Origin of the sequence: Actinotalea sp. (assembly GCF_035443605.1) — a bacterium.
Lineage (GTDB): Bacteria > Actinomycetota > Actinomycetes > Actinomycetales > Cellulomonadaceae > Actinotalea.
On record NZ_DAORSQ010000025.1, the window covers coordinates 1 to 20,137 of the forward strand.

A 20,137-nucleotide genomic window follows, 5' to 3' on the forward strand; every position below is an offset into this window, starting at 1 on the left:
ACCTTGGGGTCCGCGGCCGCCTGGGCGAGGAAGGCCTGGACGGAGGTGGCGAACGAGTCGTACGGGTGGTGCAGCAGGATGTCGCGGCGCCGGATGGCCGCGAAGATGTCCGTCGGCGTGGCGCTCTCCACCTCCGCGAGGTGCCGGTGGGTGCCACCGACGAACCGGCCGAAGTGCAGGTCGGCCCGGTCGAGGTCCGCGATGAGGTTGAGGCCCGTGAGGTCCAGCGGAGCCGGCAGCTCGTAGACCTCCGACTCGGTGACGCCGAGCTCGCGGACCAGCAGCTGGCGGATCCGCGGGGCGATGTCCTGGGCGACCTCGAGGCGCACGGGCGGGCCGAACCGGCGGCGCAGGAGCTCCTTCTCCATCGCCTGGAGGATGTTCTCAGCGTCGTCCTCCTCGACCTCGACGTCCTCGTTGCGCGTGACGCGGAAGGTGTGGTGCTCGCTGACCTCCATCCCGGGGAAGAGGTAGTCGAGGTGCACGGCGATGACGTCCTCGAGCGGGACGAAGGACGTCGGCCCGCGCTCGGGGGCCGCGGTGTGGGTGCTGGGGGCCGAGGGGCGGCCGCGCGCGTCGACGGCGATGAAGCGGGGGAGCAGGGGGGGCACCTTGACGCGGGCGAAGTGCTCCTTGCCCGTGGTGGGGTTGACCACGACGACGGCGAGGTTGAGCGACAGGCCGGAGATGTACGGGAACGGGTGCGCGGGGTCCACGGCGAGCGGGGTCAGGACGGGGTAGATCTGGCGGCGGAAGTACTTGCGCAGCCGCTCCTGCTCGGCCTCGCCGAGCTCGTCCCAGTGCACCAGGGTGATGCCCTCGGTCGCCAGGGCGGGCTGGACCTGGTCGATGAACACCCGCGAGTGACGGGCCATGAGCTCCTGCGCGCGCGCGTCGATCGCCTCGAGGACGCGGCGAGGGCTCAGGCCGGAGGCCGCCGTGACGGCCATGCCGGTGGCGATCCGGCGCTTGAGGCCGGCGACCCGGACCATGAAGAACTCGTCGAGGTTGGACGCGAAGATCGCCAGGAAGCGGACGCGCTCCAGGAGCGGCAGGTCGACGTCCTCGGCGAGCTCGAGGACGCGCTCGTTGAACGCGAGCCAGGAGAGCTCGCGGTCGCCGAAGCGGTCCTCTGGCAGGGGGAGTGCGGCGAGCTCCGCGGCGGCTCGTGCGACGGGGTCGGCGTCGGCGGGTGCCGCGAGGGGCGCGGGGGATGCCGTGGTGGGGGCGGGGGACGCGGCGTCGGCGGTCCCGGCGAACCCGTCCGCGATCCCGCCCAGCTCGTCCGCGATCCCGCCCAGCTCGTCGGCGAGCGCGAGGTCCTCCGCGGTGGTCGCGGCATCCTCGAGGAGCGTGGCGGCGGCCTCGATCGCGGCAGCGGAGGGCGCCTCCGAGGACTGTTCCACGGTGGTGTCGGCCTCGGCGTGCGCTGTCGGGGGCGCGGCGGGGGGCGCTGCTGGGGACGCTGTGCCGGCCGTGGAGGTCCGCGCCCGTGCGGCCGCGCGCGAGCCGGCCGCGGTGGGGGTCCGTCGGCGGGCTGCCGGGCGGGTGCTCGCCGGGGCCGCCACGTCGGAGGCGTGGCCGGTGCCCGTGGGGTCGACGGTCGCGGGGTCGAGGTCGGCGGCAGGGGTGCCGGCGTCGGTGCTCATGGAGGCATCGTTGCATCCCCGGGTGAACTTGGGCGCGCGTCAGCCGTACTGCGCGTCGACCCGGTCCGGGGTGAAGCCGGCGGCGGTGTAGGTGCGCACGGCGGCGTGGTTGTCCGCCTCGGTGAAGAGCACGGCGCGCCGCAGCCCGCGCGCGGCCATGCGGTCGAGCGCGACCGCGGTCAATGCCCGCCCGAGCCCGCGCCCCTGGGCGTCCGGTGCGACGGCCAGGACGTAGATCTCACCCTCGTCCGATCCCGGCTCGACCTTGAGCCACACCGAGCCGACGAGCGCGCCGCCCTGCTCGGCGAGCAGCAGGTCGTCCGCATCGAACCAGGGCTCGTCCCATCGGGCGTGCAGATCCGCCCAGGTCATCCGGCCCTGCTCCGGGTGGTGCGCGAAGGCCGCGGCGTTGAGGCCGAGCCATGCGGCGGCATCGACGTCCGTCTGCGTGGTGCTCGAGGTCTCGGCAGCTGCTGTCGAGACCTCCGAGGGATCGGTCGGACCTGGGGGTGCTCCCACGGTGGGGAGTGCTGGACCTGGGGGTGCTCCCACGGTGGGGAGTGCTGGACCCGGTGCCGCCCCCAGGGCTCGGAGGCTGACCCGGTCCGGCAGGTGATCGGGCGCCGCCGGCACGGGGCTCGAGGCCGTGACGTCCCTGGACATCCGCCACAGCTCGCGGACGGGGGCCAGGCCGGCGGACCGCGCGAGTGCCACGGCGGCGGGCAGGTTGCCGTGCGCCCAGATCGCCAGCGCGGGGGGCTCGTCCCCCGCCTCATTCCCGGGCAGAACGATCGAACGCAGCCCCGCGACGAGCAGGTGTCCCACGCCGAGGTTCCGTGCATCGGGGTGCACGACGAGCTCGGCGCCACCCGTCCCGGCGCGGTCGTCCAGCTGGGCGTACCCGATGAGGTCCTCGGGGCTCGACGCGAGCGCTCCGAGGGGATCCGGCTGCGTGGGCTGCGTGGGCGCCGTGCGTCGGGTGGACTCGGTGTGGCCCGGAGGCTCCGGGACGTCCGACGTGCTGCGCGTCTCCGCGTCCGATCGTCCGTGCACGGCCAGCAGGTGGAGCACCGGGGCGGCGTCCGCGAGGTGGAGCAGCGGCTGCTCGCCGAGCGCCTCGACGCCGTCGTGCGCCTGGGCGGCCGCCGAGATCTCCCGGACCCGTAGCTGGACGGCGGGCGGCAGGGCGCCGCGATGACGATGCAGGGTCAGGGGCACGGGGCCATCTCACCACGCTCGCGTCAGGGGGGCATGGCAGTGCAGCGCGTGGCCGTTGCCCGGGGTACGGAACCGTCGGGCGGGCCGCTCGGAGGGTGCGCCGGACAGCTCAGAACGGTGGCGGCCCCGCGGGCCCGGGCCCGGGATCGTGCACGGACCCGGACCCGGACCCGGACCCGGACCCCGACCCGTGCCCGGGCCTGTGCCCAGGCCCGTGCATCGGCTCGCGGCTGGGGTCGCGGCTGGGGTCGCATGACGCATCGCCGGTCGCTGGAGGATCCGGCGGGTCGACGGGCCTGTGCCTCGCGTGGCCGACTCCCTCGTCCGCGTCGACCGACGGTCGGGACGGGCGAGGCGGCGCGGACCAGTGCTCCGGGTCCGCCGGGACGGGGTCGCGCGTGTAGGTGTGGCCGGTCGGGGAGACCCAGGTGGTCACGCCCGTCGCGGCGTCCCGTGTCGGCCGCCAGGTCCCCACGGTCTTGAGGCGGTGGTGATGGCGGCACAGGGCGTGGAGGTTCTCGGCCGTGGTCTGCTCGGCGCCGGAGCCGTGGTCGAACGCGTCGATGTGGTCAAGGTCGCAGCGCACGGCCGGGATGCGGCAGCCGGGGAAGGTGCAGGTGACGTCCCGATCGACGACGAGGGCGGCGAGGGCCGGGCTCGGCCGGTAGGTGCGCGTACCCCGTGCTGTGACGGCGCCGGTGGACGGGTCGGTCAGCAGGGCGCGCCACGTCGCCTGCGGGAGCAGGTCCGCGACCGCGGCGAGCGGCACGGGGCCGTAGCCCGCGAGGTCCGCGACGGCGGCGAGCGGGGCGGGACCGGGACCGCGGGCCGCTGGCGAACCTGCCGAACCCGCGGGCCCGTTGCCATCCGCGCCGGCCGGGTGACCCGGACGCCCGGCGACGACGGCCGTGGCCAGCGCTGCGTTGAGGGTCAGGTGCAGGTGGGGCCGGCGGTGCTGGCTGGTCGGCAGCGGCCGGCCGTCGGGCGCCAGCCCGCTGTCGAGGACCCTGCGGCACAGGTCTGTCAGGGCGTCGGCGCGGCGCTCGTCGGCCGTGCGGGCGTCCTCGGGGGCGGCCGCTGCCGCGAGCGCATCGAGCGAGCCCAGGACCGTCGCGGCGTCGGGGGCAGGCAGGAGGGCGTGGATCCACGCCATGGCATCGGGCGCCGGCACCATCCGCACGCATCTCTCCCGACGGGCGGCCTCGTGCCGCGCCGCGCTCGCCGCGGGGTCGAGGGTCGCCTCCGCGCGCCGGACGGCCAGCCGCAGCTGTGGGGCGGAGAGTCGGTCCGCATCGGGCAGCACCGCCTCGTGGATCGCCGCCGCGTGGTGGTCGGGCAGGTGCTCGGTCTCGACCAGGAGCACGCGCGCCTTGCGGACGTCGAGCAGGCCCGTGCCCAGGGCGTCGTGCACCGCGGGGAAGGCCTCGAGGCCCGCCGCGAGCGTCACGAGGTCCTGGCCGACGCGACGCGAGGCGCCCAGCCGCACGGCGACGTCGTCGGCCACGTGCTCGACCGCATCTCCGCTCGACCGACGGGACATCTCCCGGACGGCCAGCGCCTGCCGGGCGGCCACCCACGCGACGACCCGCTCCCAGGCCGCGACGACCTCGAGCAGAGTCGGGTCGTCGAGGTCGGCCGGTTCGAGGGCCTCGAGGTGCTCGACCAGCCGAGGCGCAGGGACGGCACCCTCGAGGCGGGCCGCGACGGGGTGGCGATCGGCCCAGCTGCGCGGCGCGGGGACGGACGGCATCGCAGCCGCTGACGTACCCGCTGGTGTGCTCATCGACCCTCCCGGCCTCGAACGTCTGTTCGAAGTCTAGGCCGAGCCGCCGACACGCGCCTCGGGGTGCCGCGGGGCTGTGGACGGGCCAGCCGACCGGCCTTGCCCGCAGGGTCCCGCGACCGCTCCGCACCACCGGCGGGCTGCCCGCGGGCTGCCCGCCGCTCGACCCGCCGCTCGACCCGCCGCTCGACCCGCCGCCCGACCCGCCGCCCGACCCGCCGCCCACCACCTGCCCCGCACGCAGCCCGAAAGCGGGCCCCCGCCCTCAGCCCCGACCTCAGGCCCCCGTGCGCCCGTCCAGCCCCTGCGCGATGAGCCCCATCACCGACGAGTCGGCCAGGGTCGTCACGTCGCCCACCGTCCGGTGCTCGGCGACGTCCCGCAGCAGCCGGCGCATGATCTTGCCGGACCGCGTCTTGGGCAGCTCCGCCACCACGAGGATGGTCCGCGGCTTGGCGATCGGCCCGATCTCGTGCGCGACGTGCGCGCGCAGCAGGGCGGCGACATCGGCGCCCTCCCCGACCTCGTCCACGCGGTCGCGGTACTCGGCCCTCAGGATGACGAACGCCACGACCGCCTGCCCCGTGGTGGCGTCGCTCGCGCCGACGACGGCGGCCTCCGCGACCATCGGGTGCGAGACGAGCGCCGACTCGATCTCCGCCGTCGACAGCCGGTGGCCGGAGATGTTCATGACGTCGTCCACGCGCCCGAGCAGCCAGATGTCGCCGTCGGCGTCCTTCTTGGCGCCGTCCCCCGCGAAGTAGATCCCGCGGAACCGCGACCAGTAGGTGTCCTCGAACCGCTGCCGGTCGCCCCACAGCCCGCGCAGCATCGCCGGCCACGGCTCGGTCAGCACGAGGTAGCCGCCCGCGCCGTTCGGCACGGGGTCGCCCATCTCGTCGACCACGTCCGCCGCGATGCCGGGCAGCGCCACCTGCGCCGAGCCGGGCTTGGCCGTCGTGACCCCCGGGAGCGGGGAGATCATGATCGCGCCGGTCTCCGTCTGCCACCACGTGTCGACCACGGGTGTGCGGTCCCCGCCGATGACGCGGCGGTACCAGGTCCACGCCTCGGGGTTGATCGGCTCGCCGACGGAGCCCAGCAGGCGCAGCGACGTCAGGTCGAAGCCGGCCGGGACCTGCTCGCCCCACTTCATGCAGGTGCGGATCGCGGTGGGCGCCGTGTAGAGGATCGTCACGCCGTGCTTGGCGACGATCTCCCACCAGCGGCCCTGGTGGGGGGTGTCGGGCGTCCCCTCGTAGATGACCTGCGTCGCGCCGTTGACCAGGGGGCCGTAGACGACGTAGGAGTGCCCGGTCACCCAGCCGACGTCGGCCGTGCACCAGTAGACGTCGGTCTCGGGCTTGAGGTCGAAGACGTTGAGGTGCGTCCACGCCACCTGGGTGAGGTACCCACCGGTGGTGTGCACGATGCCCTTGGGCTTCCCCGTGGTCCCCGAGGTGTAGAGGATGAACAACGGGTGCTCGGCCTCGACCTGCACGGGCTCGTGCACGTCCGGCGCGGCCGCGAGCGCCTCGTGCCACCACACGTCGCGACCCGGCACCCACGCGACGTCCTGCCCCGTGCGGCGCACCACGAGGACGTGCCGCACGCTCGTGGCGGGCGTCCCGTCGAGGGGGCCGAGTGCGTCCACCGCGCCGCCGAGGGCCTCGTCGACCGCGGGCTTGAGGGCCGACGCCGCACCGCGGCGGTACCCGCCGTCGGCCGTGATGACCAGCACGGCGTCTGCGTCGTCGATCCGTGAGCGCAGCGCCTCGGCGGAGAAGCCGCCGAAGACCACCGAGTGCACCGCGCCGATCCGGGCGCACGCGAGCATCGCGACGACGGCCTCGGGGATCATCGGCAGGTAGATCGCCACGCGGTCACCGGTGCTCACGCCGAGGCCGGTCAGCACGTTCGCGGCGCGCGAGACCTCGCGCTGGAGCTCGGCGTAGCTGAGCGTGCGCGTGTCGCCCGGTTCGCCCTCGAAGATTAGCGCGGTGCGCTCACCCCGACCTGCCTCGACGTGCCGGTCGACGGCGTTGTAGCAGGCGTTGAGGCGACCGTCGGCGAACCAGCGCGCGACGGGGGCGCCCGACCAGTCGAGGACCTCGGTGAACGGCGTGCCCCACGTGAGCACCTCGCGCGCGGCGTCGGCCCAGAACCCCAGCCGATCGGCCGCGGCCCACGGGTAGAGCTCGGCGTGGGCGTTCGCCTGGGCCGTGAACGCCGCGCTGGGCGCGAAGCGTCGGTCCTCCGTCATGAGGTTGTCCAGGGTGGCTCCCTGAGCGGAGTCGTCGTCCACAGGTCCTCCGGGCGCAGCGTCGTCGGTGCGAGGGCGGCGCGAGGCCGCGTCCTCGGATCCTAGACGTCCGCGCCCCACCGCGGGACGTTCGTCCCTTGCCCGACGTCAGCTCTTGGCTGAGGCCTGGCTCGCCCCGGTGCGGTCGGACCGTGCCACGTCGATCCGCGCCGCCTCGAGGCGCGCCGCCTGGGCCAGGGCGACGCCCTCGGCCCAGCGACGGCCGCGGCGTCGGGCACGCGCCGCGGCGAGCCCGGCCGCGACGAGCAGGACGCCCGTGACGAGCAGCTGACCGGTGACCGCGCTCGCGGTGAGCTGGTCGACGGCGGCGGGCACGGACTGGTCGCCCGCGATCGACTCGAGCGCGTCCGCCATGAACCACGGCACGGCGAGGTAGGCGGTGCCGAGCCCGACGCCCCACAGCGTGCCGCCCGTGATCGGCACCGCGGGGGACCACATGCCCAGCAGCACGACGGCGCCCAGCACGACGGCGCCGGAGACCAGCAGGCTCAGGCCGAGCACGTCGGTGGTGTCACCGGCGTCGACGGCGTCCGACAGGCGCGCCGTGCCGATCCCGGCGAGCAGCAGCCCGACGGGCGTGAGGACCAGGCCGAGCAGCACGCCGAGCAGGTGCCGGCCGAAACCGGGCTTGGCCGGCGGCTCGGGGAGCAGGTCGAGCGAGGACTCGGGCTGCGGCGCGGGCGCTGCGGGCGCGGCGGGGGCTGCGGGCGCGGCAGGGGTGGGCTGGGCGGCGAGGGCTGCCGGGACCGCGGCGATGACCGGTGCGGCGACGGGTGCGACCGGAGGCTCGACGGGAGCTGGCGGGGCCGGCGGCGTCGGAGGGTCGATGAGCCCCGCGGCGATCGCCGCGGCGGCCTCGGGTGAGGCGGAGCTGGGCGGGTACGGGCGCGGCGCGGCGCGACGGCCCGACGGCGGCGTGCTGGTGTCGACGGGTGCGGGTGCGGGTGCGGGTGCGGGTGAGGGCTCGGGTGCGGGTGAGGGCTCGGGTGCGGGCACGGGCTCGGGCTCGGGCTCGGCCTCGGGCTCGGGCACGTCGACGGGCTCGACGGCGGCCTCGACCGCTGACTCCTCGGCCGGCACGTCTGTCGCCTCGACGGCTGCGACCTCCGCCGCGTCGACCCCGTCCGTCCGCGCCGCGTCGCCGTCCGCGGGTGGCTCGCCCTCGCCCGTCGCCTCGGCCGTTGCCTCCGCCTCGCCGGTCGTCGGCCCGGTGGCCTCGGCCTCGGCGTCGACTGCCTCGGCCGGCTCGACCGGTTCCGTCCCGGGGACCTCCCCCTCGACGACGACGGCGTTCTCGGCCGCCTCCGGCTCGACGTTCTGATCCTCGGGATCGCGTGGCGTGGGCATGGTCGCTCCTGTCGCTGGGGCGTCGACGTTCTGCTGCCAACGTAGTCCCGGGCCCCCCGCCGGGGCACCCGCCCGCGCCGCGGCTCGGTCGATGATCGACTCGCGCGCGGACCAAGGTCCCCCGGCTCAGGGGGTGTCGGAGGTCAGAATGTGATCTCCGACACGGCCACCTGGGCCCCACCGTGGAAGGTCTGACCCCCCCCATGAGCATTCTCGACCGGCGCCACACGATCGCGCCCCCTGGTTACAACCGGTGGCTCGTGCCGCCGGCAGCGCTCGCCGTCCACCTGTCCATCGGGCAGGTGTACTCGTTCTCCGTCCTCAAGGACCCGCTGATCCAGAAGTTCTTCCCCGAGACCGGGGTCGGCACCCCGATCGCCATCATCTTCTCCATCGCCATCGTCATGCTCGGCCTCTCGGCCGCGTTCGGCGGCGTGTGGATGGAGCGCAACGGGCCGCGCAAGGCCATGGTGCTCTCCACGGTGTTCTGGGTCACCGGCTTCCTCGTCGCCGCCCTGGGCGTGCAGACCAGCCAGCTGTGGCTCGTCTACCTGGGCTACGGCGTCATCGGCGGCATGGGCCTCGGCATCGGCTACATCTCGCCGGTCTCGACCCTCATCAAGTGGTTCCCGGACCGCCCGGGCCTCGCGACGGGCCTGGCCATCATGGGCTTCGGTGGTGGCGCGCTCGTCGCGGCGCCGCTCACGCAGCGCTTCCTCGACGCCTACTCGGCCGACCCGGCCGTGTCGAAGGTCGACGGCCTGGTCCCGACCCTGCTGACCCTTGCCGCGATCTACGCGGTCCTCATGTCCGCCGGCGCCGCGCTCATCCGCCTGCCCTCCCCGGGCTGGAAGCCGGAGGGCTGGGTGCCGTCGATCAAGAAGGGCGCCCTGCAGACCCACGCCGACGTCCGCGTCCGCAACGCCGTCCGCACGCCGTCGTTCTACCTGCTGTGGATCGTGCTGTTCGTCAACGTGACCGCCGGCATCGGCATCCTCGAGGACGCCAAGCCGATGATCATGGACTTCTTCCCGAACAACGTCACGGAGGCCGCGGCCACCGGCTTCGTCGGCCTGCTGTCGCTCGCCAACATGAGCGGTCGGTTCGGCTGGTCAACGCTCTCGGACAACCTCGGCCGCAAGCGGACGTACATCATGTACCTGGGCGTCGGTGCGGCGCTCTACACGGTGCTCGCGATGTTCGGCGACACCTCCACGGCGCTGTTCGTCGTCGTCGCGTTCGTCATCGTCTCGTTCTACGGCGGCGGCTTCGCGACCATCCCGGCCTACCTCAAGGACCTCTTCGGCAAGCTCGAGGTCGGGGCCATCCACGGCCGCCTGCTCACCGCGTGGTCGGCCGCCGGCATCGCGGGACCGCTCATCGTCAACACCATCGTCGACGGCCGCCGCGAGGCGGGCTTCGAGGGGTCGGAGCTCTACCTGCCGTCCATGACGGTCATGGCCGTCCTGCTCGTCGTCGGCTTCGTGGCCAACCTCCTGGTCCACGCGGTGGACGAGAAGCACCACGAGCCGGTCGTCCACGCGGACCCGGCCCCCGACCAGCCCGTCATCACCGTGAAGGAGGCCTGAGATGGCCACGTTCGGCACCCCGGAGCGCGACGACGTCGCCTCGACGCCCGCCCCCACGGGCCACGGCAACCCGCTGACCGTCCCGGCGGCCATCACCCTGTGGGCCGTCGTCGGCGGCCTGCTCGGCTACGGCATCCTGCAGACGATCATCAAGGCGTCGGCGCTCTTCACCGGCTGACCCGCGCGACCTCGACGGCCCCGCCCCCGGCTCGCCCCGGGGTGCGGGGCCGTCGTCGTCCGGGGTCCCCGAGGCGCGCGGTGGGCGGGGCGGGCCGCGGCGGCCGTGGTCCGGGCGCCCGGTGCGGTCCACGAGAATGGACCGGTGACCTCACCCCGCCTGCTCGAGCCCTTCACCCTGCGCGGCGCCACGGCGCGCAACCGCGTCTGGCTCGCCCCGATGTGCCAGTACCGGGCCACCGACGGGCTGCCGAACGACTGGCACCTCGTGCACCTCGGCGCCCGCGCGCACGGCGGCTTCGGGCTGATCGTCGCCGAGGCCACGGCCGTGGTGCCGCACGGCCGGATCACGCCGCAGGACGTCGGCCTGTGGGACGACGCCCAGGTGGCGGCGTGGGAGCGCGTGCTCGCCCCGGTGCACGACGCCGGCGCGCTGGCGGCCGTCCAGCTGGCGCACGCTGGGCGCAAGGCCTCGACCTACCGGCCGTGGGCTGCCGAGCGGGGCTCGGTGCCCGTCGCCGAGGGCGGCTGGCCGACGCTCGCGCCGTCGTCGGTCGCCTTCCCCGGCTACGGGGTGCCGGACGAGATGACCCCAGCGCAGGTGGGGGACGTCGTCCAGCAGTTCGCCGACGCGGCCGGGCGCGCGCACCGGGCCGGGTTCGACGCGGTCGAGGTGCACGCTGCCCACGGCTACCTGCTGCACCAGTTCCTCTCCCCGCTGACCAACCACCGCACGGACGGCTACGGGGGCTCGCCCGAGGCACGCGCGCGGCTGCTGCGCGAGGTCGTCGCCGCCGTGCGGGCGGCGTGGCCGGACGACAAGCCGCTGCTCGTGCGCGTGTCCGCGACGGACTGGGCCGACGGCGGTCTCGAGGTGGACGACGTCGCCGCGGTGGCCGCGTCGCTCGCGCCGCTCGGCGTGGACCTCGTGGACGTCTCCAGCGGCGGCAACGTGCCCGCGGCCTACGCGACCGGTCCGGGATACCAGGTGCCGTTCGCCCGGCGTGTGCGCGAGGTCAGCGGGCTGCCCGTGTCGGCCGTGGGGATGATCACCGACGGTGCGCAGGCCGAGCAGGTGCTCGTCGACGGTGCGGCCGACGTCGTCATGATCGGGCGACCCGCGCTGCGCGACCCGATGTGGCCGCTGCGTGCCGCCCACGAGCTCGGGGTGCCGGTCGCCGCCGAGGGTGGCGCGCCGTGGCCCGCGTCCTACCTGCGGGGCACCTGGGGCTGAGGCCGGTCGGCCACCCGGGAACGCGGAACATCCGGCGCGGAACCCGTTCCGGGAGCTCCGCGGTGGCGGTCCGGCGGTGGCGGCGGGCCCGGCCGGTCAGATCGACCAGTCGGCGGCCGGCGCCGCGTCCCCGAGGGCGTCGAAGCCCGCGCCCATCGAGGCGCCCGACCCGCCGAGGTCGTGCCGCCGTGGCTGCCCGGCCCGTGCGGCCTTCTCGACGGCGGCGGCGACGCGGCTGGTCACGTCGGGGTGGAAGACGCTCGGCACGATGTAGGTGGGGTTGAGCTCGTCCGGGCTCACCACGGCCGCCAGGGCTCGTGCCGCGGCGAGCAGCAGGTCGTCGGTGACGCGGTGCGACTGGGCGTCGAGCAGCCCGCGGAACACCCCGGGGAACGCCAGCACGTTGTTGATCTGGTTGGCGAAGTCCGAGCGGCCCGTGCCGACGATCGCGGCGTGCTGCGCGGCGTCGTCCGCGTCGACCTCCGGGCGCGGGTTGGCCATCGCGAAGACGATCGAGTCGGGGGCCATCGTGGCGATGTCGTCCCCGGTGAGGATGTCGGGCGCCGACAGGCCGATGAAGACGTCCGCGCCGGCCAGCGCACCCACCAGCGTCCCGGTGACCCCGCGGGGGTTGGTGTGCTCGGCCGTCCAGCGCAGGGACGCGTGCAGGCCGGGCCGTTCGGGGTGCACCACACCCTCGATGTCGCACACGACGACGTCCCTGGCGCCGGCGGCGAGCAGCAGCTTGAGCACGGCGGTACCCGCTGCCCCGGCGCCGGACATGACGATCCGCACGGCCTCGATCCGCTTGCCGACCACCGTGAGCGCGTTCGTCAGCGCCGCCAGCGCCACGATCGCGGTGCCGTGCTGGTCGTCGTGGAACACCGGGATGTCCAACCGCTCGCGCAGCCGGGCCTCGATCTCGAAGCAGCGCGGCGCCGAGATGTCCTCGAGGTTGATCCCGGCGAACACCGGCGCGATGGCGCACACCGTCTCGACGATCTGGTCGACGTCGGTGGTGTCCAGCGCGATGGGGAAGGCGTCGATGTCCGCGAACCGCTTGAACAGCGCCGCCTTGCCCTCCATGACCGGCAGCGCGGCCAGCGGCCCGATGTCGCCCAGTCCCAGGACGGCCGTCCCGTCGGTCACCACGGCGATGGTGTTGCGCTTGATGGTGAGGTTGCGCGCGTCCTCCGGCCGGGCAGCGATGGCCTCGCAGACCCGGGCGACCCCTGGCGTGTAGACCATCGACAGGTCGTCGCGGTTGCGGATGGGCACCTTGGACTCGATGGACAGCTTGCCGCCCAGGTGGAGCAGGAAGGTGCGGTCGCTGACCCGGTCGACGGTGACGCCCGCGAGCGCGCGCAGCGCGGTGACGATCTGCCCCGCGTGCTCCTCGCCGAGGGTCGCGCACGTGACGTCGACCCCGATCCGCTCGTGGCCGGACGACGTGACGTCCAGCGCCGTGACGATCCCGCCGGCGTGCTCGATCGCGGCGGTGAGCTCGCTGACGGCCGTCGGGCGGGCCCTGACCTCCAGGCGGACGGTGATGGACGAGGAGACGCTCGGGGCTGCGGCCATGGCGCCATGGTGGCACGCGCCGTGCGGCGCAGGCGGGGGAGCCGGTCGTGCCCGGGGGCGCCCGGGACGGACGGGTCACGCCGTCGGCGGCGGTGCCTCCGCCGGTGCCGACCTAGGGTGGTGCGGTGCCGACCCACCCCCTCGAACCGCTGCTCGCGCTCGACGGCGTCGCGGCGGCCGTCGACGAGGCCCGCCAGGCCTGCGAGACCCTGCGCTGGCACCGCGCGCTGCGCCGCCAGTGGGGCGTCGCGCGCATCGAGGCCGGGGTGCGCGCCGCGTGGGCTGGCGCCGAGGTCGACGGGCTGCGCGTCCCGCTCGACCTCGTGCGGGACGTGGCGCGCGGGGCGGTGGCGCCGCCCGCAGGGCCCGACGGCGACGCGCTCGCCGGCGCCGTGCGCGTCCAGGCCGCCGTCGAGCAGCGGATGGCCGCGCCGGGGGCGCCGCACGCGGACCGCACCCCGGCCGGACAGCTCCTGGCCCACCTGCATGCCGCCGTCGTCGCCGACGACGCCGCGGGCCGGCTGCGCGCCGAGGAGCCACCTGCTGACCTGCGCGGCCTGGGCGCGGCCCCCACGGGGCCGGAGCTCGCCGGCCGCGTCGCGGCGCTGACCGAGCTGATGGGCGGCCGGCTGCCGGCGCACGTCCCGGCCCTGCTGCTCGTCGCCGTCGTGCACGGCGAGCTCGTGACACTGCGTCCGTTCACGCGGGGCAACGGTGCCGTGGCGCGGGCCATGACGCGGCACCTGCTGACGGCCGGCGGCGTGGACCCGGTGGGCGTCGTCGTGCCCGAGGTGCGGTGGGCCGCCGAGCCGACCGTGTACCTGTCCGCTGCCGCGCGCTACGCGACCGGCACCCCCGAGGGGGTGGGCCACTGGTTGCGCTACTGCGCGGCGTCGGTGGTCTCGGGCGCTGCGCAGGGCACGACCGTCGCCGACGCGGTCCTCGCGGGGCGGCTCGGCGCCTGACGCCGGCGCGCCGGGGACGGTGGCGGGGGCCGGAAGGGGCGGGCGCGCAGCGACGGCGCCCCCGGAGGGACGCCGTCGTCAACAGCACGGATGGCGAGATATCAGGCGCTTGCATCACCGCCGCAACGGGCAAGCCCGGTCGGCAGGTCCTCTCGCGGACTGGTCGAGCGTGGGTGCTCGTCACCCGCTGTGCTGTTGTAGTTCCTTTGTACGCCTGTCCGGCCTCGGTGGGAAGGGCCTCGCGTCGGGGTGTCGGCCAACCGGGGGAACGGGGCCGTGTCCCTCAGCCCGTCCGGGGTCGGCCGCGTCGTGCGAGGACCAGCACCACGACGGCGACGGCCGCGACCACGGCGAGCGCCGGCACGCTCTGCCGCGCGGGCGGGAACGTCGGTCGCAGCGCGACGGGCCGGACGAAGGTCAGCACGTCCCAGCCGCGTTCCGTCGCCGTGCGTCGCAGGGCGCGGTCGGGGTTGACGACGGCGGCGCTGCCCACGGCCTCGAGCATGGGCACGTCGGTGATGGAGTCCGAGTATGCGTAGCTCGCCGCGAGGTCGTAGCCCTGGGCCTGCGCGAGCTCGCGGACCGCCGAGGCCTTGTGCTCGCCGTAGGCGTAGAACGCGATCTCGCCCGTGTACCGCCCGTCGACGATCTCCATGCGGGTGGCGATGACGTGGTCCGCGCCGAGCAGCGCGGCGATGGGACCGACGACCTCCGAGCCCGAGGCCGAGACCACCACGACGTCTCGTCCGGCGGCGTGGTGCTCGTCGATGAGCGCCATCGCCTCGGCGTAGACCGTGGGTTCGATGTGCCGGTGGAGCGTCTCGTTGACGATCGAGGAGACCTGGGCGACGTCCCAGCCGGTCACCATCGACGACAGGTGCGCGCGCAGGCGCTCGGTCTGGTCCGCGTCCGCGCCGCCGAGCAGGAAGAGGAACTGGGCGTAGGCCGTGCGCAGCACGTCGCGGCGCGTGATGAGCCCGCCGGCGTAGAACGGCCGGGAGAAGGCCGTGGCCGACGACGTCGCGATGATCGTCTTGTCGAGGTCGAAGAAGGCGGCCGCGCGCGCCATGGCCCTGCCCTCCTCGTCCGGATCGTCGTCCGAGGGTAGCGACAGCTGGTGCCGCGGCGCAGGCGGTCGTGGGGTGGCGCCGGGGAAGCGTGGTGTCCACGGGCCGTGCGGTGCTCCTCGGGGCGTCCCGCCGAGCGCGGGGGCGTGGCGGCGTGGGCGGCGTGGGCGGCGTGGTTGTCGGCGCAGCGGCGTGGCCAGGTGGCGTGAGCGGCAACCCGACGCCGTCCACAGGGGCCCGGCGGCGGCGCGAGCTTCCCCAGGCCGGGCGGGCCCGCCTCGTGACGTCGCCCGCGGGCCGGGATGGTCGACAGGTGCACCGGACCCCTTCCTCCCCACCCGCCGCGACCGCGGGCCGGGTGCGGCGCGGCAGACGGGCGCCGGACGGGTGGGTGCGATCTGCCGGTGGGTCGGCCGGCCGGTCGGCCGACCCACCCGGCGCCGAGGTGCTGGTCGTCGTGGGCGCGCGTGGCGGCGTCGGGGCCTCGACGCTCGCCGCCCTCCTTGCCGCCCACCGCGCGCGGGACGGCACGCCGGTCGCGCTCGTGGACCTCGACCACGGCGGCGGTGGCCTCGAGGTGCTGCTCGGGATCGAGGACGAGCCGGGTGCACGCTGGCCGGACCTCGCCGGCGTGCGGGGCGGCCTCGCCGCGGCGGACCTCGACGACGTGCTGCCCTGCTGGCGCGGGGTCGAGGTCCTGGGACCGGACCGGCGGGGCGGCGCACCCGACCCGGCTGCCATGGCCGCGACGTCGGCCGCGCTCGTGGCTCGGTGCGCGACCGTCGTCGTCGACCTGCCGGCCCGTGCGATCCTCACCGACCTCGGAGGTGGTCCCGGTCGAGCGGGTCCGCTGCTCGCGGAGCGCACCGACCTGCTGCTGCTCGCGGGGCAGGACGTGCTCGGCGTGGCCGGTGCGCTCGCCCTGCGCGGTGCGCTCGACGACGGTCCGGCGCAGCTGGTGCTGCGGCGCCGTCGCGGTGCGCGGGTGGCGCCGCTCGAGGCCGCCCACCTCGTGGACCTGCCGCTGGTCGGTCTGCTGCCCACCGACCGGCGCCTGGCCGACGCCACCGAGCGCGGTCTCGGCCCGGTGGTCGGGCGCCGTGCGCCGCTGTCGCGGGCCGTCGCGCGCATCGCGCGGGGCTGCGGCGATGGCTGAGCCCGCCCGGATCCCCGACGGGCTGCTCGCCCGGGTGCGACAGCGGGTCGCCGGCCAGGGCACCATGCCCGGCGTGGCCGAGCTCGGCGCGCTCGTCCGGGACCTCGGCGGGGTGCTCGGCGAGCAGGACCTCGTGGCCCTCGCCGCCGTCGTGCGCGCCGAGGTGGTCGGGGCCGGTCCCCTCCAGGCGCTGCTCGACGAGCCAGGGGTCAGCGACGTCCTCGTCAACGGCCCGCGCTCGGTCTGGGTCGACCGCGGGCGGGGGCTCGAGGCGTGCGACGTCGACCTCGGTGACGCAGCGCGCGTCCGGGCCCTGGCGGTGCGGCTCGCGGCGGCGGGCGGCCAGCGGCTCGACGATGCTGCTCCCGTGGCCGATGCGCGCCTGCCCGACGGCTCGCGCCTGCACGCCGTGCTGCCGCCCGTCGCGGGCGACGGTGCCCTCATCTCCCTGCGCACGCTGCGCCCGCGGGCGTTCACCCTGACGGAGCTCGTGGCGGCCGGGAGCGTCGCCCCGCTGGTCGCCGAGGTCCTCGAGGCCCTCGTGGCGCGGCGTGCGAACCTGCTCGTCTCGGGCGCCACCGGATCCGGCAAGACGACCCTGCTGTCGTGCCTGCTGTCCCTCGTCCCGCCCGACGAGCGCATCGTGTGCATCGAGGAGGCGGGCGAGCTGGGACCGGACCACCCGCACGTCGTGCGGCTGCTCGCCCGGCGCCCCAACGTCGAGGGAGCGGGGGAGGTGGACCTCGCGGCCCTCGTGCGGCACGCGCTACGGATGCGACCCGACCGCATCGTGCTGGGCGAGTGCCGGGGCGCCGAGGTGCGTGAGGTGCTCACGGCACTCAACACGGGGCACGACGGCGGCTGCGCGACGGTCCATGCCAACGCCGTCGAGGACGTCCCCGCGCGGCTGACCGCGCTGGCTGCGCTCGCCGGCCTCTCGGACGACGCGCTCGCAGCCCAGGCCGCGAGCGCGCTGCACGCCGTCGTGCACCTGCGTCGGGACGGCGGCCTGCGCTACGTCGCGCAGGTGGGTGCGGTGCGCCGAGGGCCCACGGGACTCGTCGTCGAGCGGGTGCTCGGCATCGGGCCCGACGGGGTCGTGTCGCCGGGTCCGGGGTGGGCAGGGTTCGCCGGACGGTGGGGGATCGCGGCGGTCGGGCACGGTGCGGCGGTCGGGCACGGTGCGGCGGTCGGGCACGGTGCGGCGGTCGGGCGGGGCGCGCGGTGAGCCGGCGGCAGGCGCGGCTGGCCACCGGTGAGGGTGGCGGGCCGCTGTCGGTTCGTGCGCGCGGCGGTGTCGGTGGGGACGTCGTCGGGCGGCGCGGGGGCTGGGCCCTGCCCGCACGCGGCAGAGCGCGGGGACGGGCTGCCGTCGCGCACCGGCCCGCGTTCCTCGCGGGCGTGGCGCAGGTTGCGGCGGCGCTGCGGTCCGGGGCGCCGCCCGACGTCGCCTGGCGGCGCGGGCTCGACATCGCCGCGCACGACGGGCTCCCGGACGGCGCGGAGCTCCTCGACCGTGCGGGCGATCCCCGCCAGGCGGCGGCGGTGCTGGCCGTGGCGCGCCTGGCGCGGGACCTGGGTGCTGCGCCCGCCGCGGTGCTCGACGCGCTGGTGGTCGCGCTCGTGCGCGATGCCGAGGCGGCGGCCGGGCGCGCCGCTGCGCTCGCAGGCCCGCGGGCGACGGCGCGGCTGCTCGGCTGGCTGCCGGTCCTCGGCATCGCGCTCGGGCTCGCCGTGGGGGCCGATCCGCTCCCCGTCCTGCTCGACGGCGGTGCGGGGACGGCGCTGCTCGTCGCGGGCGGCGTCGCGTCGCTCGCCGGCCACCGCTGGACCGGCCTGCTGCTGCACCGGGCGAGGACGGCGGGGGCGGAGCCGTGATCGCGTGCCGGGTACGGGCGGGTACGGGCGGGTGCGGAGAGGTGAGCGTGAGCAGGGCGGGGGCGGCCCCGTGAACGGGCGGGCACGGCGGCTTGCCGCGGCGCCACGCTGCGCGGCGCCTGGCGGGTTCCGGGGTGTGCCGGATCGCGGGGGAGCCCGCGAACTCCCGGCGGTGGGCCGGTCCCCGCGCGGTCGCGCCGCGAGCGGTCAGCCGCCCGAGGTGCCGCTCGCCGTCGTGCTCGAGCTGCTCGTCGCTGCGTCGACCGCGGGGGCGACGGTGCCGCGCGCGCTCGGCGCCGTGGGAGAGGCGATCGGTGGCGCCCGAGGCGCCACGCTCGCGGGAGTCGCGACGACGTTGCTCTGGGGCTCGCCGTGGGACGAGGCCTGGGCCGCGGCGCCGCCCGTGCTCGCGCCCGTCGCGGACGCGCTCCGGCCAGCGTGGGAGCAGGGGGCCCCGCCCGCACGGGCCCTGCGGGCGGCGGCCGAGCAGGTCCGCCGCGACACGCAGTCGGCGGCGCACGACGCGGCGGCCCGGCTGGCGGTGCGGCTCGTGCTGCCGCTGGGCCTGTGCCACCTGCCAGCGTTCGTGCTGGTGGGCATCGTCCCCGTGGTGCTCGCCCTCGTCAGCGGCACGCTCGCCGGCTGACCGTCCACAGGGTCGCGCGCGACGGATGCCTTCCACCGGGTGCCGGGGCCAACGCCCACGAGGGACGGCCGGAACGGCACCGTCGTGGTGGGCCGCGACCGTGGCCCGCAGGACGGCCCGGTGACGGGCGTCGAGGAGAGGTGGGAACGATGACGCCGACGGCGATCGACGAGGGTGGCACGGAGGGGCTCAGCGGGCTCAGCGGGCTCAGCGGGCGAGGGGCGCTCGACGGGTGCGACGCGCTGCACGATGCGGTCACGTGTCCCGCGGACGGGCCCGGGCAGTGCCCGTGCGGTGCCGGCCCGGGGATCGCGGCCCCGCCCGAGCGCCCGTGGGGGGTGACCCGGCGCAACGGGGCCCGCGGAAGGCGCGGTGCGGCCGCGACCAGGGGCGAGCTGCGCGACGCAGGGATGGCGACGGCCGAGTACGCCATCGCCACGGTCGCCGCGGCCGGGTTCGCCGGGCTGCTGCTGGCGATCCTGCGCAGCGACGAGGTGCGCGGTCTGCTGCTGGGCATCGTGCGCGGGGCGCTGTCGGTGTGACCGCGAGCCGCGCTGCCGGCGGCCGCGCCCGGCGACTCGTCGGACCGTGGGACCGCGGAGCGGTCACGGCCGAGCTCGCCGTCGTCCTGCCCGCCGTCGTCCTGGTGCTGGCTGCGCTCCTGGTCACCGGATCCGCGGCGGCGACCCAGCTGCGCTGCGCGGATGCCGCGCGGGCCGGTGCGCGGGTGGCAGCGCTGGGCGAGAGCGACGCCCACGTGCTCGACGTGGCCCGGAGGGTCGGCGGCGCGGCCGTCGTGGTCGCGGTGGACCGCGCCGAGCCGTGGGTCGAGGTCACGGTCAGCTCGCCGACCGCGGGCGCGTGGTTCACCGCCGGGCGGCTGGCCGTCAGCGCGTCGGCGACCGCGTGGGTGGAGCCGTGACCGCGCGAGGATGTCGGGCGGGCGCTGCCCGGGCGGCCCGCCCGGCGCCGGACGCGGCCGCGCCGGCGCCGGACGCGGCCGCGCCGGCGCCGGACGCGGACCGCGGCGCGGGGAGCGTCCTCGTCCTCGGGCTGATGGCCGTGGTCATCACGGTGGCGGCGCTGCTCGGGGTGCTCGCGCGGGCCCAGGGCGCCCGCCTCGTCGCGCGGTCGGCAGCTGACCTCGGCGCGGTGGCCGCGGCCTCGGTGCTCGCCGCCCCGCCGGGCATCGTGCTCGCCGACCCGGCGGCATCCCCGGCCGTCGCCTGCGCCCTGGCCGGCGAGGTGGCCGCCCGCAACGGCGGCACCCTGACGCGTTGCGCGGCGCTGGGCGACGGGGTCGTGCAGGTCACCGCCACGCGCGGCTCTGTGCTCGGCACCGCGAGCGCCGTCGCCCGGGCCGGCCCCGTCTGGGCACGCGGGCCGTGAGCGGCTCTGCCGCCGGCCGTGCGGCGCGCCCTGCACGACCCGAGCAACGGTGCGGAGTGCGGCTGTCGGAACCCCGCAGTACGCACCGTTGGTCGCTTCGCCTCGCGCCTCGGCGCACGCCGCGATCAGGGCCGC

18 protein-coding genes are annotated in these 20,137 nt (G+C 76.3%); 11 read left to right on the forward strand and 7 right to left on the reverse strand.

The annotated features are described in order from the left end of the window. From PKY62_RS04465 to PKY62_RS04485, 5 genes are all read right to left on the reverse strand, one after another. Positions 1-1,649, reverse strand: a 1,649-nt coding sequence (locus tag PKY62_RS04465) for a polyphosphate kinase (protein ID WP_324535273.1), incomplete at its 3' end; no start/stop codon positions are given. A 39-nt stretch (positions 1,650-1,688) separates the two neighbouring features. Further along, entirely contained in the window at positions 1,689-2,867 is a 1,179-nt protein-coding gene (locus PKY62_RS04470) for a GNAT family N-acetyltransferase (RefSeq protein WP_324535275.1), read from the reverse strand. 109 nt (positions 2,868-2,976) lie between these two features. Then, positions 2,977-4,617, reverse strand: a complete 1,641-nt coding sequence (locus PKY62_RS04475; protein WP_324535277.1) for an HNH endonuclease signature motif containing protein — start codon at positions 4,615-4,617, stop codon at positions 2,977-2,979. Between the two features lie 310 nt (positions 4,618-4,927). Further along, positions 4,928-6,913, reverse strand: a complete 1,986-nt coding sequence (acs, locus tag PKY62_RS04480; RefSeq protein WP_324535315.1) for an acetate--CoA ligase — start codon at positions 6,911-6,913, stop codon at positions 4,928-4,930. A gap of 147 nt (positions 6,914-7,060) precedes the next feature. Then, a complete protein-coding gene (locus PKY62_RS04485) occupies positions 7,061-8,320 on the reverse strand; it encodes a hypothetical protein (protein ID WP_324535279.1) in 1,260 nt (419 codons plus the stop codon). Between the two features lie 203 nt (positions 8,321-8,523). Between PKY62_RS04485 and PKY62_RS04490 the strand changes: the two genes are divergently transcribed. The 3 genes from PKY62_RS04490 to PKY62_RS04500 all read left to right on the forward strand — a co-directional run bounded on the left by PKY62_RS04490 (position 8,524) and on the right by PKY62_RS04500 (position 11,320). Continuing rightward, complete coding sequence (locus PKY62_RS04490) at positions 8,524-9,909, forward strand: OFA family MFS transporter (protein ID WP_324535281.1); 1,386 nt, start codon at positions 8,524-8,526, stop codon at positions 9,907-9,909. 1 nt (position 9,910) lies between these two features. Continuing rightward, on the forward strand, positions 9,911-10,087 hold the full coding sequence (locus tag PKY62_RS04495; RefSeq protein WP_324535283.1) for an MFS transporter small subunit: 177 nt from the start codon (positions 9,911-9,913) through the stop codon (positions 10,085-10,087). A 144-nt stretch (positions 10,088-10,231) separates the two neighbouring features. Beyond that, on the forward strand, positions 10,232-11,320 hold the full coding sequence (locus tag PKY62_RS04500; RefSeq protein ID WP_324535285.1) for an NADH:flavin oxidoreductase/NADH oxidase: 1,089 nt from the start codon (positions 10,232-10,234) through the stop codon (positions 11,318-11,320). 96 nt (positions 11,321-11,416) lie between these two features. On the opposite strand, the gene PKY62_RS04505 is transcribed toward PKY62_RS04500, so the two are convergent. Then, positions 11,417-12,901 (reverse strand): NAD-dependent malic enzyme, encoded by a 1,485-nt coding sequence (locus tag PKY62_RS04505; protein WP_324535287.1) that lies wholly within the window; start codon positions 12,899-12,901, stop codon positions 11,417-11,419. A gap of 125 nt (positions 12,902-13,026) precedes the next feature. On the opposite strand from PKY62_RS04505, the gene PKY62_RS04510 reads away from it, so the two are divergent. After that, on the forward strand, positions 13,027-13,866 hold the full coding sequence (locus PKY62_RS04510) for a Fic family protein (RefSeq protein WP_324535289.1): 840 nt from the start codon (positions 13,027-13,029) through the stop codon (positions 13,864-13,866). Positions 13,867-14,149: 283 nt separating this feature from the next. Here PKY62_RS04510 and PKY62_RS04515 read toward each other — a convergent pair whose 3' ends face one another. Continuing rightward, positions 14,150-14,935, reverse strand: coding sequence for an HAD family hydrolase (locus PKY62_RS04515; RefSeq protein WP_324535291.1), 786 nt, complete (start codon positions 14,933-14,935; stop codon positions 14,150-14,152). A gap of 443 nt (positions 14,936-15,378) precedes the next feature. Between PKY62_RS04515 and PKY62_RS04520 the strand changes: the two genes are divergently transcribed. From PKY62_RS04520 to PKY62_RS04550, 7 genes are all read left to right on the forward strand, one after another. After that, positions 15,379-16,089: a P-loop NTPase gene (locus PKY62_RS04520; protein WP_324535293.1), complete on the forward strand. Its 711-nt coding sequence runs from the start codon at positions 15,379-15,381 to the stop codon at positions 16,087-16,089. Next, on the forward strand, positions 16,082-17,317 hold the full coding sequence (locus tag PKY62_RS04525) for a TadA family conjugal transfer-associated ATPase (RefSeq protein WP_324535295.1): 1,236 nt from the start codon (positions 16,082-16,084) through the stop codon (positions 17,315-17,317). The genes PKY62_RS04520 and PKY62_RS04525 overlap by 8 nt, the downstream gene beginning before the upstream one ends. Continuing rightward, positions 17,314-17,967: a hypothetical protein gene (locus PKY62_RS04530; RefSeq protein WP_324535297.1), complete on the forward strand. Its 654-nt coding sequence runs from the start codon at positions 17,314-17,316 to the stop codon at positions 17,965-17,967. Before PKY62_RS04525 ends, PKY62_RS04530 begins: the two co-directional genes overlap by 4 nt. Before the next feature lie 220 nt (positions 17,968-18,187). Next, the gene (locus tag PKY62_RS04535; protein ID WP_324535298.1) at positions 18,188-18,613 is read left to right on the forward strand and encodes a type II secretion system F family protein; all 426 of its coding nucleotides are present in this window, start codon (positions 18,188-18,190) and stop codon (positions 18,611-18,613) included. 149 nt (positions 18,614-18,762) lie between these two features. Continuing rightward, positions 18,763-19,155, forward strand: coding sequence for a DUF4244 domain-containing protein (locus PKY62_RS04540; protein ID WP_324535300.1), 393 nt, complete (start codon positions 18,763-18,765; stop codon positions 19,153-19,155). Further along, a complete protein-coding gene (locus tag PKY62_RS04545; protein WP_324535302.1) occupies positions 19,152-19,535 on the forward strand; it encodes a TadE family type IV pilus minor pilin in 384 nt (127 codons plus the stop codon). Before PKY62_RS04540 ends, PKY62_RS04545 begins: the two co-directional genes overlap by 4 nt. After that, positions 19,532-20,002 (forward strand): histidine kinase, encoded by a 471-nt coding sequence (locus PKY62_RS04550; RefSeq protein WP_324535304.1) that lies wholly within the window; start codon positions 19,532-19,534, stop codon positions 20,000-20,002. Before PKY62_RS04545 ends, PKY62_RS04550 begins: the two co-directional genes overlap by 4 nt. Positions 20,003-20,137: the final 135 nt, after the last annotated feature.